Source organism: Flavobacterium fluviatile, from assembly GCF_010645065.1.
Taxonomy (GTDB): Bacteria; Bacteroidota; Bacteroidia; order Flavobacteriales; family Flavobacteriaceae; genus Flavobacterium; species Flavobacterium fluviatile.
This window is the reverse complement of the sequence record NZ_JAADZW010000001.1, coordinates 276,688-289,921: the sequence shown is the minus strand read 5'-3', so window position 1 is coordinate 289,921 and position 13,234 is coordinate 276,688. Positions and strand designations below refer to the sequence as shown.

The window sequence follows — 13,234 nt, the reverse complement described above, 5'->3', positions numbered from 1 at the left end:
CTATTTCGATGGTAAAATCATCTTCTTATTTCAAATTAAGGATTGCATTATCCGTTGCATTAATTTGGTATTCTGGTGTGGTAAAATCAATATAAGCACCGAGACTTTTAGTATCTTTAGTAGTAATCGTTACCTTATCCATTGTTAGTTTTTTACCATCCCCTATATAAATTTTTTCCAATTTATCGTTTTGATTCATCGTAATAATTGCAAAACCGCCTTCAAAAACAAGTCCTAAATCTTTATCCTCATAAACCGCATCAAGGGCTTGGTTGATGATGTATTGTGTAATGGTTTTATCGTTGATATTACTAATCACTTTGAATCCCTTAAAAACTCCAGCTGTTTCCAGTTTTTCTAGAGTTTGAATTCCATTATCTGGTTTTTTATCAAAACTAGGTTCGTAGATGACCGCAAATGGATTAGTCCAAGCTTCTCCTTTTTGACGAACAACGAGTGTTGGCGTAGGCAATTTATCATAGGGTTTTGGAGCTTCAAAAGTAGGCGGTGCCATCACTTTGGTATATTCCCTATTGGTATTACCCAGCATAAAAAGATGCATATATCGGTTCTTTTTATCCTCTATTTTTGTAAGTTCAAAAGTGGCACTAACATCTTTGGAATAAACCTCAGATGATGCTACCTTTTTAAAGAAATGCCATCCTGGATTTCTATAGTTTTTGTTGTAAATGTATTTCACATTGGCATTCCCTTGGAAACGATTTTCATCGGGCTTAAGGGTAAGGTCTTTGTTCAAAAACTGTAATTCATCCCCAATGTTGTGATACAAATAATCGTGGTATTCATTAGGTAAAGCCGATTTAGAACGAAAAACATCTACATAATAGCCCGTGGTAGGTGAAGTTCTTACCAGTGCCAACGTACGCTCTTGAGTCGCTTCGGCCTTGTCTCCTCTATCGTCTAAAAAATTCGTTCTCGTGAAGGAATAATTAGGAGAAAGTGCTGTTTCAAGTGGCTTAGGTTCCATAGTGACCAACTGGGTTCTATTAATTCCCAGATTAACCCAATCCCCTTCGCCTTGGCTTGCGCCATTAACTACAACGGTGTTGTGTGCTGCAAATAATCGGGAATAATTTTCGTGTAAATCGGTGCGGTATGCGCCACGACCATTATCCACTCCTAAAACTTGTCCCAATCCATACAATTCCATGTCCATACCACTGGCATGACCATGTACCATCTGCCCTCCTCCCACAAAACACATTAGACCATCTTCAGGATTTTTGGTAGTACTTAGATTGCGTTGTAAAAAAACACCAGCATGTGAAAATTGGTCTGTTCTTGCTAAAGCCGTTTGATTGACATCATGAGTTTCTTTAATATCCTCCAACCACAATAATTGTAAAGGGGTGAAATAAGGCGAAATACCACCAGAACGTTTGCCTACTGTGGCTCTATCGTATTTTTCGGATTGGATTCCTTCTGTTACTAAGGGACCAAATTTTGTTGTCAATTTGGCAATACCTTCGTTTTTTCCCAATAAGTAGGCCATATCATAGGCATCATAAGGCGCTTCAAAACGGCGATGCCCATCACCAAAACGGATGATTTCGCCATTTGGATAACGAATGCTATTCCAACGGTCTAACGAAAATGGAATCTTATAATATTTTTGACCCAAATGTAAATTAGGATTATAGTGATCCAAAAGAAGCAACATTCGAGTGGTAAACTCCGCTACTCCATTTGAATACTGCGAAGTCTCAGGATATACATCACCATCATTTTTATATTTATGAGCCACATCGGGCAAAGCGTCCTGTTGTTCTGTGCCTTTTACTAAATAAAAATCCAAATATTTTTTTCTCAAACTTTCATCGTTCAAAGCCAACGCATTTTGTACCAAGCTAAACGATTCCAATACCGACCAATTAGAGCCTGTATGACCGTGTTCAACCGCTAATTTTGCATACGTTTCAAAAACTTTTTGCGCGTTTTCAACAGAAAAATTGGAGTTTTTATTGAGGCCAATAGAAAAGGCTTTTTTATTTTTATCAATATAAGTTGCTACAAAATCATAAATAATAGGCAATTGTGCGCCAATGATTCGCGCCTCTCTTAAATGGTCAGAAGGATACAACCAACCTCCATTTCCTTTTTCGGTCGACGGTTGGATTTGGAGTAATCCTTCAACATAGGCATTGAGAATATCTACTGCACATTGCGCATAGTTTTTATCATCGGTCAAAAAATACAACACACCACAATCGATACCAATTTGCAAAAATTTGTTTTGGAGCGAACGGTCTGTATTGTTTTCATCCACAGAATCTTCAAAACGCTTTAAGGGCGGTGTACTACCCGCTTTTTGTTTGGACCAATCAAAAGGAATTTGCTTCAAAAAATCCTCAGGCGATTTTTTATACAACAAAATATCTTTATCCACTCTTTGTTTAAACTCTTTGTAAAAAGCATTAGCCCAAGCTTGGTTTTTGATTTTATCTAAAAGTGGAGCTTTTTCCTCCTGCTTCACCCAAATAAAAGGGCGTTGCTGATTTTGAGCGAATGCCATTGCACCATTTAAAACCAATAGTAGTACTATTATGTATTTAACTAACGTATTCATTTTAAAAAGAATTTATTTTTAATTCAATTTTGTGTTTCCCTGGAGTCAATCGGATGGTTTGAAATGCAGTTGGTACCTTTTCACCATTATGAATCAAATCTTTACCTGCAAGATGATTCAAGGAGAACTCGGCTACCATATTGCCTGGTATTTCAATCTCATAGGTTTGTAACCTTTGACCGTTGAAAGTATATTTCCCTTTAATGGTTCCTAAAACCGTTGGTACTTCAATTGCACTAGATTTCAAATTGCTCATTTGAGGTTTGATGGTGGCAATACCAAATCCAGCCGTTTTAGGCTTGATTCCCCACAGTCCACGCGGAATAACATTGGCTGGCACAGCACCCCAAGCATGATTCCAGTCTAAATTATTTTTGAATTCTAAATCCCAAGCTTCTAAAGTAATTGTCGAACCTATGCGAATCATGTTGTACCAACTTCTTTGGTCGGTACTGGCTAATAATTTCAAAGCATAATCGGCTTCACCAGCATTGTATAATCCGTCCATTAAAAACTGTGAACCATACACGCTACAAGCCATACTACGTGATTTTACAAACTCCACAACCGTTTTTAAATGCTCCTCTGGTACAAGTCCGAAGGCCAAAGGCATCATATTGGCATGCAAAGAGGCATGGTCAGTCCCAATTCCATCTATATAAACGCCACGTTTTTTATCAAACATTTGTTCGTTTACTGCTTTTTTCACTTTGGCAGCACGGTATTCAAAATCCAAGGCTTCCTCTGCTTTTCCTAGAAGTGTGGCAAATTGCGCCATAATCTTCATGTTTTCATAGAAGAAAGAATTGATTACAGTACTATAGGGTTTAAACACAAAACCATCGTGTTCTCCTTTGGTTTTACTACCATTAAAATTAGCCAACGGCCAATCTACGATATCGGTCAATGGTTTGGTATAACCTTCTTTAAACCCTAGCTTGTACATGAACTCAGGTGTTACTTTGGTTGAAGTAATCAAGCCTTCTTCATTTGATAATTCATAAAGCGTTTTATGTTTTAGCTTTTCATAATAACGTTGAATCAATTCGGTATTCCCTGTGTACATATAGTCGGCATAAATCAACAAGGCTACGTGTTGTTGCCACTCGGTAGGCCAAGTAGGATTTTCCATAAAATATTCTATGGTACGTCTTGCCATCGCATATTCTCTATCCGTGGTGTAATGACTCAACTGATTCAAATAAGCATCAGCTTCATATGGAATACGTTCTCTTTCCCCATCGACATACAAACCATTGAAAGTAGTGGCTTTGATAGAATATTTACACAAATCCCAAACTTGGTTCAAAATATCGTTGTTGCTCTTAAAACTACTCGCTTTTTCATCCCAAAAAGTATGATATACCAATTGTTCTACGTCAACAGCCAAAATAGGTTCTTGAGCGCCTTCAATTTCAGCATATCTAAAAGGCATTAAAACAGGTACTCCATTTGGCAAAGCGATGGCTTTGTTTGGCAAGGTGTTTCTTTTATCTGCTTTTATCGCAATTTGGTATTTGGTTTTGCCTGGCACTACCTCCAATTTTATTTCTTGGTAGCGAATGCTACTTTTGGCTGGAGGCGTTTGGTTTACCCTATTCCCTTCTACCATTTCTCCAATTCTGATGGTTAAAGTATGGGCATTTTTAGCATTGTAATTAAAGTCCATAGTTGCAAAAGCAGCTTTCCCAAAATCAATAAAATAGAAATCGCCACGATTTTCAAATTTTACAGGTTTGATTTTGTCCACTATATATTTGTTTTCTGTCGAAAGCATATAGGAATCGCTGTTAGCTGTAGTGAATTGTTGTGGTTGCGAATAATCAACTAGACGGTTTTCTTCATCCCAAATACGAACTTTCCAAAAATAAGTTTTGCCTATTTCGAGTGCTTTGCCTGTATATTCGACATTAGTCGATTGATAAGAACGAACTTGCTTGCTATCCCAAACATCGCCAACATTCAAGTCAATATTTTCTTTGGAAGAAGCTACTAGAATTTGATACGCCGATTGGAAACTAGATGTAACAGGAACTGTCCATCCAAATTCTGGTTTTGTATCCAAAACCTTAACGCTACCGCTAGGATCTCTTATTAGTTCTACCGTTAAATCTGTAGGTGGTGTGCGGTATTTATTACTGTTTTCTTTTATTAATTCCTCTAACTTAGCCCTTAATTGAGCAGCAATTTTTTGGTATTTTTTATCCTTAATAAGATTTTTGGTTTCTTTAGGATCTTTGGAAAGATGGTATAATTCTTCCACCCTTTTATTGTTTACATATCTAAAATATTTCCAATCTTTGGTACGAACCCCTTCACTCGGTGGAATTTCTGAAAAATCCCAAAGGTGTTCGATTAGAATGGCATCTCTGCCTATGCTATCGGTTTCTTGTTTTACTAATGGCAACAAACTTTTTCCTTGCCATGATCGTGGCGCTTTAATACCTGCTATATCAGCTATGGTAGCTGGTATATCAATATTGAGTGCCATCTCGTTGATATCCTGATGTTGTTTGACTCTTGGGTCATTAATAATTAAAGGAACGCGAATGGAGTTATCATACATCAACCATTTTCCTGCTAATTGTCTTTCGCCCAAGAAATACCCATTATCACCCATCACAATGATTACGGTATTTTGATCTAATCCTTTTTCTTTTAGTTTTTTCCTAATTTTTGCAATTTCTGTATCGATTTCAGAAATCATTCTGTAGTAGCCTTTTAAACTATGTTGGTATTTTGCGGGCGTGTCATAACGCCAAGTCCAACGCAATCTATTGAATCCTGCCTGAACTTCTTTAGGCAATGCTTTAAAATATTTATCACCAGCTAGTTCTGGTCCCGGAATGCTTATATCGGCTAATAAATTATCAGATTCTGGTTGCCAAAAATATTGCTCTTCTGCCGGGTCATGGGCGTGTGGAGCACTAAAACTTAATGACAAGCAAAAAGGTATGTCATGTTCCGATTTATCTAAAAAATCTAGAGCCTGTTGGCCTGTATAACGTGTTAAATGAACTGTATCTTTTCCTATAGTTTTATAATAATACCCTCTTTTATCTTTATAGGTTGTATTTCTATCATATGAATCATAAACATCAAACTGCTGCTCTAAATGATCGTATCGGGTTCCATATTTTCCGAAAAAAGCGGTGTAATAACCGTTATTTTTAAGAACGGCTGGATATGAATTTGCTATATATTCGTCTCTTAAATTTCCCGTTTGAAAATTAAAATTATGCGAGCGTTCATACAAACCAGTCAAAATCGAAGTTCTACTTGCAGCACAAATAGGTGTGGTAGCAATTGCTGTATTAAAATAAGAGCCAGTAGCTGCTAAACGATCCATTTCAGGAGTTTGAACATATTTATTTCCTGCGTAACCAATGGCATCAAAGCGCTGATCATCCGTGAGGATAAATATGATATTCGGTTTATTGTTCTTGTTTTGGCTTTGGGCATAAATACCATTAGCAGTAACAAGAACAAAACTTAGTAAAACAGTTAGAAGGCTTTTTTTGTACATTATAAGTATCTTAATTTAAATCAACTTCAACCTTTATCTATAGGAAGAAAGAGTATATAAAATATGCGTCTTAATGAAAAATTTCTTTTTCATAACTACACAAAAGGCATATAAAAAACTCACCACTATAAAGAACTTTATAGTGGGGAGTTTAACTAATTACTATTGTTTATCCCTACTTAAATAGAATAAAAAATTTTATAGTCTTATTGCTTTATAAGGTTAATGGTAACAATACTTTGTCAAGTGTATGCAGCACTCCATTTGAACCTTGTATATCAATTAAAGGCACAATATTACCCGTACGAGCTCTTTGGTCTTTAATAGTACGTGTTGTTCCGTTAAAATTAATTTGACCAGGAGTACCTGCTAAAATGGTTTGCAATTTTGCATTGGTTCTCGAAACAAATAAATTGGAACTAATAGCTGGGGTCGTTGTCACTGTGCTTACAACATGAATTTTTGTAATATTAGCAACTTGTGTAGTCGGAAGATCTTGAATACTCGAAATACCTAATTCAGTAAGTACATTAATAAAAGCAGTATTGCTAGGTGCAAAAACAGTTACCGATGCGCTTGTATTAGCAATAGCATCGCCAACTACAGGTGTTGCTAAATCTGTGTCGCCGCGCACAACAGCTGCAGCAAAGCTTGAAGTCTCTGGATTCAGAGCAATCAAATCTTGCACCGTTGGTACTTTTACAACAGCATCTACTGTATGAATAATACCATTATTAACATTTGTATTTGATGAAACTACTTTAGCTGTATTGTTTAAAACGACTCCGCTATTTGTATTAATATACATACTTAAGTAAACTAAATTAGTCCCCGTTCCTCGTGTAGCTTGAGTTGGTACGAACCCAGTGGTTAAATCAGTGGTTAAAAATTTACCCGTTTTAATATGGTAATAAACTAAGCTTGTAACCAATTCAATAGGTAATTTATTTAAATCAGTTATATTATTAGCCTGCATAAAATCAGTAAAAGCCGCATCAGTAGGAGCAAATACGGTGTTATTGCCTGGTACGTTCAAATTGGTTATTATCCTTCCTGATGGATTAATTGCAGCCGCTTCGATTCTGCGCATAAGACTTTCCAATATGCTAAAGTTAGGATCTTTAATAATAACTTGAGCAATAGTTTCAGGGTTTTCTACTTCACCCGGTACAAACGGTTTTCTAGTTACATCAACTTCATCAACATTACAAGATACCAACAAACTACAGGTAAAAAGGAAGATAAATGATGTTTTTAAATATTTTTTTATTTTCATAATATTAAAGTTATGTATGAATATTCGTAGTTAAAATACACTAGTTAATTGGCAAATTAGTGTATAATGCATAGGGTTGATACCTTACCATTTCATTTAAGTAATGGCCAATACCATTATTAAAAACATAATTATGTCTTCTTACATTTTCATTAAAAGCCAAGGTGTTGGCTGTAACTGGTAAAGGAGACGACGGATCGTTAATTACAAGCGTTGTTCTGGCATCTGGATTTCTGTAAAAAGCTATGTCAGACATTTCAGTAGAAAGACTAACAGGCGCTCCAACTGCATCAACTTCTACTTTTGGTAATAATGTTTTAAATAATACATTTACTCCAAATGTTGGAATTGTAGGTGTTTGCGCAACAAAATCAGTTACAATGTGGTACTTCAAGATTGCCTTTAAAAGGTTAAGCTGTGTAGGAGTCCAATTATCAAAATAAGTATCTGGATTTAAAGTGGAGTTATCCGCTAATTGTGTACCTGTAATTGATTTAACAATATCACGATCTGTATTTCCTGTAAAAGCATTATTATTTAACAATAAATAAGTTCTTCCATTGGTTGCCGTTTGCTGATACAAATCCTCAAATCCAACGCGTTTTATAGCGGCAATCATTAAATCCAATTCATCTCCACTAGCACCATATACACTTGTATTACTTACTAGTTTAAATCGACCTTGACTATCTCTAATTGTATTTGATTTTCTTAGTTGAATATACTCCCATGCAGTCATGTTCTCATAGGGATCTACCTCACTATAGGTTTCAGATTCGTAGTTAAACTCATCTTGTACACCCAATGTACAAGAACTTAGAGCCGCTACAAAACAAGTAGCCATTATTAATTTTATATGTGTTTTCATAAGCTATATTTTTTTTAAATTACCATCCTTCATTTTGCTTGTAGGCACCTAAAGCTTCGATAATATGATTTTGATAAATTGGAAAAAACAAACGATCTTGAGTTAACGGATTTGCACCTCTACTTTCTAAAATTGGATTCATAATTTCCAAAGCTTTATCATTTCTTATTAAATCCCACCAACGTTTTCCTTCTCCCATCAATTCAAACTGACGTTCATCTAACAAATAGTTAATTTGTTGATCTTGAGTTGTTCCAAATTCCTCTGCAATTACTGGAGGTAATTTTCTAGCCACACGAATTTGATCAATTAACGCCTTCGCGGCATCTGCTTTACCAAGTTTAATTTTCGCTTCAGCTAATAATAATAACGCGTCAGCATATCGATACATCACAACATCAGTTCTATCCAAGTTTACTTGCAAATTAGAACGATCTTTTGTCCATTTGTAAAGTCTCGCTTCTCCGATTATACTAGGTCCCATACCTACTTCAAAATCTCCTCTATCACGTGAAGCAAATTGTCTCCAATCTCCGTACAAAGGTGTTGTAGTAACAACACCTCCAATAACTTCTGTTCTACTTAATGCTGGTGGTGTATTTGGATATTTAGCATTCCATTGCAATTCATCAATAGGAAATCTTTCTATCCATTTATTTTCAACTAAAGGTGAAATTACTGTAATTGTCGATCCAGTAACATACGCATTCCACATTCCTGACGGAGTAGTATCAGTATCATCATAACGAATTGAAAAAATAAGCTCCGATCCTGTTTGAATTTTACCCGGCGCAGTTGGCATTGCTGTGGTTGGTGGTTGGTAGTAAAACATGTCTTGCCAGGCCTGCGGTGTAGTAGTCAAAGTATAGGCATTAAGCGCAATTAATTTTTCTAAAACTTTTTCTGCCTCTGCTTCTTGTTTTATCCACATGTATACTTCTGCTTCGTGAGCAAAAACACTAGCTTTGGAAAAATTATATGGTGAAGGAGCATCCGAAATCAACAGCTCTGCACGCTTCATGTCTGGAAGAACCACTTCGTTCAAGATTTTATCGTAAGAGGTAACAGGTCTATAAGCTTCTGCAGGTGTTTGGATTGGTTCTAATAATAAGGGTACGTTTTTCCAAATACGAATTAAATCAAAATATACTTTTGATCGAATGGCATAGGCCTCTCCTAAAGTATTAGGCTCAACTCCTTGCAATGCTTCAGCCGAAATTATTACTCTATTAACTCTGTCAATAGTTTTATAAAAATTGGTCCATCTCAAAGTAGCATCAGCTGCATCCATAGTACTATTATGAAAGGAACTCCTAGAAACATTGGTAGAAGAGGGTGCTGGTGCATAGCTATCTGAGCGAAACTCTCCAAATATACTGTTAGCATCATTGTAGGTATTTTGCATACCATCATAAACTCCAGCCAAAGCAATATCTAATTCTGTTTGATCTTTGTAAAACGAATCTGGTGTTACAAAACTTTCTGGTTCTGTTTCTAAAGTATCGTCGCAAGAATATAGCATTCCTAGCGATAGCAATAGAACAGCCGCTTTTATTTTAAATATTTTCATAATCTTAATTCTTAAAATTGTAAGTTTAAACTCAATAGAACTTCTCTTTCACTAGGATATCTTAAATTATCCACACTAGGTTGCAAGGCACTATCTCTAGTACCAAACTCTGGATTATAGCCTTGATAATTAGTCCATGTCATGATGTTGTTTACCTGAAGGTTAAGCGTAAAAGCTTTCAAACCAATTTTGAATCTATCTAAATCTTCTTTAGAAAATCCATATCCCAATCGAATATATCTCCACTTAATAAAACTACCATCATCTATATATAAACTATTTGCAGTATTAGTCGCAAAATCAAATCGGTTTTGAGGACGGTTAGCGGCACTAGCTATAATTGGGTAAGTAGCGATATCCCCCTGGTTGGTCCAAGCTTGATCTATACGATCTGGTGCAGGAGTAATCGTATTAGCTCTAAAACTATTTCGATCATGATCATAGCGACGGTATATATCATTACCAAAACTATAGTCAAATAGCACACCTAACGTAAATCTTTTGTATTTAAAGTCTTGAGTTAATCCTCCATACACGGTCGCTAAACCATTTCCTAAAATTTGGGTGTCATCAGTATTGATTTTTCCATCGTTGTTGGTATCTTCCCAAATATAATCTCCTCCTTTTAAGACGTTTCCTGATGCTTCATGTACCAATTGTCTAATAGGACCATTATACGTCTGTCCTGCGGAAGTATTGTATGTTCCTAAAAAGAAACCGTTGGCATCAAAATTAGGATATAAACGTGCTCCAGTCGATGGATCATAAGCATTTGATTCATCATATTGGTAAATACCATTTTGTTTAAATCCAGTAAAATTACCTATTGATTGTCCTTCTTCGATTCTCGAAACACCAGTTATAATAGGAGTATCAAGCTCTAATACCTTGTTGTCCAAAACTCCTATATTAAAACTAGCATTCCATGTAAAATCTTTTTTATTTATGATTGTACCGCTTATAGCGAAATCTATACCTTTATTTCTGATAAGTCCATTATTTTCTCGAGCTGTAGAAAATCCTGATTCTTCTGGAAGTTGTGTATTTACTAATAAATCCTTAGTATCTCTTTGCCAAAAATCAACTGTAAGATTCAATCTTCTGTTAAACATGCCTAAATCAAAACCAATATTACTAGAAGCCGTTTCTTCCCATTTAATATCTTGGTTTCCAAATGTTACAGGAACAAAACCTTGTACACCATTATAATAACCTTGAGGTTCTAAACTAGACAAATATTCAAATCTACCAATTCTATCATTTCCAACAACTCCGTAACTAGCTCTAAACAATAAATTATCAATCACCTCAACTTCTTTTAAGAAACTCTCTTTACTTGCTCTCCAACCTAAGGAAGCGGATGGAAAATAACCAAATCGGTTATCTGGGCCAAAGCGAGAAGATCCATCACGACGTATAGTAGCTCCTACTAAATACTTATTGTCAAAATCGTAATTTACTCCGGTAAACAAAGAAAATTGGCTTAAATCATAATTTTCAGTCGCATCAGTTGGAATAAAGAAATTCAAATCGGCATTGTTCATGGTTTCGATTAGATTATTAGCCAATGATGTGCTAACACCTAGGATTTCAGCTCTTGAAGATTGAATTTGCATACCACCAAATGCAGATAAACTATGTCTTCCCCATTTCTGAAGATAATTTAGGAAGTTATCCTGTTGCAAACTTGTAGTAAGGGAATGCGTTTCGTTAGCTGTTGCACGCGAATCTGGTGCAAGACCACCACCTACCAAGAGATCTGTTGGAGCAAATCCCTCGCGTTTATCGTAACCCATACTTACACCCAAAGTAGATCTAATTGATAACTGAGGTAAAATTTTGAACTCAGCATAATTAAAAACATTAAAAGTGTAATTTTTACGTAATGATTCACGTAGTAATAGTTGTTGAACGGGATTCGCAGAACCATTATATCCTGTTGGAGTTGGAGATAAATCACCATTAGGCTCATAAATAGGAATATAAGGTATACGATTAAGTGAATTTCCTAAAACTTGGCCTGAATTAATACCATTCGTTTGCTCATATGTCAAATTGGTTACCACACCAGCACTAAATTTTTTAGAAGGTGTTAAATCTAATTTCAAACGTGTATTGATTCTTTTAAAATCACTATTAAGTACCACGCCCTCTTGCTTAAGATAACCTGTGTTCCAATAGAACTTTGACTTATCACCTCCACCACTCAATGCAATATTAACCTGTTGTCTTAAAGCTGCTCTTGAAATTAAAGCTTGGTTATCTGGGGAATTTCGAAAACCTAAACTTAACGAATCTAATCTATTAACATTAACCAAAGTGGGGTCTAGCGCTCGCTCCATCTCTATTCGTTGTCTAGCATTTGCAACTGGTACTGCCCCCACTAGCTCACTCATACCGCTTATTGCCGAAACATTTACATTAAGCTCTCCTTTTTTACCAGATTTAGTTGTAATTAACACAACACCATTTGCTCCTTGTGCCCCATACACAGCAGTAGTGGCTCCATCCTTAAGTACTTCTAAATTTTCAATATCATTCGGATTAAGGTTATCAATATTAAAAGTTTGCTGCCCATCTACTACGTACAAAGGTCCGTTAGATCCATTAAAAGAACCGATTCCCCTAATTTTAATATCAAAACCTTCACCTGGTCCATTGTTTGTTAAAATTTGAACTCCCGCAACTTTTCCTTGGATACCCTGCAAAGCATCAACAGGAGCTGATTTCTCAATAGACTCTGCTTTCACGTTGGAGATAGATCCTAAGACTTTTTCTCTTTCTACTTTTTGATATCCAATAATTACGACATCTTCTAATTCATTTGCTGCATCTTTTAATGTTACGTTTAATGTTCCGTTTGTAGCAGTTAATACTTTTGTTTCAAATCCTAAATAAGAAAACTCTAATTTCTTATTGCCTGGTTGCAATACGATTGTATAACTACCATTTCCATCAGTAACAGTACCATTTGTACTTGAGACCTGATTAACATTCACACCGGGAATTGGAAATCCTGTAGCGTCTTTAACAATTCCTGTAACTTTGTCTTGAGCATGCAGATTAATAGCAGATAATGTAAAAAACACAATCAACATTAATCCTAAACCCGAAACTCTACGTTTTTTTTTGGTTTGTTGTTTCTTCATTAGTTTTGGTTTTAACATATAAGTAATAATAATTAGTTAATATTATTAGTTTGATAATTTTGACATCAATAATATAACTTTTATACAATTTTACAGCATCTCATCATTCTCTCTGTCCTGCTTTATACGGTTAGAAGTAAAAAAAATTACTTTTTTTAAATATTGTCAGGTTTTTTAACAGAAAAAAATAAAAAAACCTAGTATTTATAAAAAGAAAAGTTAATTCTGGACACAATAGATAAATGGAGTTAGGATTAT

At 35.5% G+C, this 13,234-nt stretch carries 6 protein-coding genes; all 6 read right to left on the bottom strand.

The window, feature by feature from the left end:
• Positions 1-25 precede the first annotated feature (25 nt).
• The 6 genes from GXM17_RS00990 to GXM17_RS00965 all read right to left on the bottom strand — a co-directional run bounded on the left by GXM17_RS00990 (position 26) and on the right by GXM17_RS00965 (position 12,976).
• A complete protein-coding gene (locus GXM17_RS00990; RefSeq protein WP_163397426.1) occupies positions 26-2,587 on the bottom strand; it encodes an endo-acting ulvan lysase-like protein in 2,562 nt (853 codons plus the stop codon).
• Between the two features lies 1 nt (position 2,588).
• Entirely contained in the window at positions 2,589-6,113 is a 3,525-nt protein-coding gene (locus GXM17_RS00985) for an alpha-L-rhamnosidase-related protein (protein ID WP_163397425.1), read from the bottom strand.
• A 214-nt stretch (positions 6,114-6,327) separates the two neighbouring features.
• The gene (locus GXM17_RS00980; RefSeq protein WP_163397424.1) at positions 6,328-7,389 is read right to left on the bottom strand and encodes a fasciclin domain-containing protein; all 1,062 of its coding nucleotides are present in this window, start codon (positions 7,387-7,389) and stop codon (positions 6,328-6,330) included.
• A gap of 40 nt (positions 7,390-7,429) precedes the next feature.
• On the bottom strand, positions 7,430-8,257 hold the full coding sequence (locus GXM17_RS00975) for a hypothetical protein (RefSeq protein WP_163397423.1): 828 nt from the start codon (positions 8,255-8,257) through the stop codon (positions 7,430-7,432).
• 19 nt (positions 8,258-8,276) lie between these two features.
• Positions 8,277-9,827, bottom strand: coding sequence for a RagB/SusD family nutrient uptake outer membrane protein (locus tag GXM17_RS00970; protein WP_163397422.1), 1,551 nt, complete (start codon positions 9,825-9,827; stop codon positions 8,277-8,279).
• Positions 9,828-9,838: 11 nt separating this feature from the next.
• Entirely contained in the window at positions 9,839-12,976 is a 3,138-nt protein-coding gene (locus tag GXM17_RS00965; protein ID WP_163397421.1) for a SusC/RagA family TonB-linked outer membrane protein, read from the bottom strand.
• Between the last annotated feature and the right edge of the window lie 258 nt (positions 12,977-13,234).

Bases quoted from the DNA above. Each gene is read 5' to 3' on its own strand.
- GXM17_RS00980 (WP_163397424.1), bottom strand. From the start codon at position 7,389: ATGAAAATAAAAAAATATTTAAAAACATCATTTATCTTCCTTTTTACC.
- GXM17_RS00990 (WP_163397426.1), bottom strand. From the start codon at position 2,587: ATGAATACGTTAGTTAAATACATAATAGTACTACTATTGGTTTTAAAT.
- GXM17_RS00965 (WP_163397421.1), bottom strand. From the start codon at position 12,976: ATGAAGAAACAACAAACCAAAAAAAAACGTAGAGTTTCGGGTTTAGGA.
- GXM17_RS00985 (WP_163397425.1), bottom strand. From the start codon at position 6,113: ATGTACAAAAAAAGCCTTCTAACTGTTTTACTAAGTTTTGTTCTTGTT.
- GXM17_RS00975 (WP_163397423.1), bottom strand. From the start codon at position 8,257: ATGAAAACACATATAAAATTAATAATGGCTACTTGTTTTGTAGCGGCT.
- GXM17_RS00970 (WP_163397422.1), bottom strand. From the start codon at position 9,827: ATGAAAATATTTAAAATAAAAGCGGCTGTTCTATTGCTATCGCTAGGA.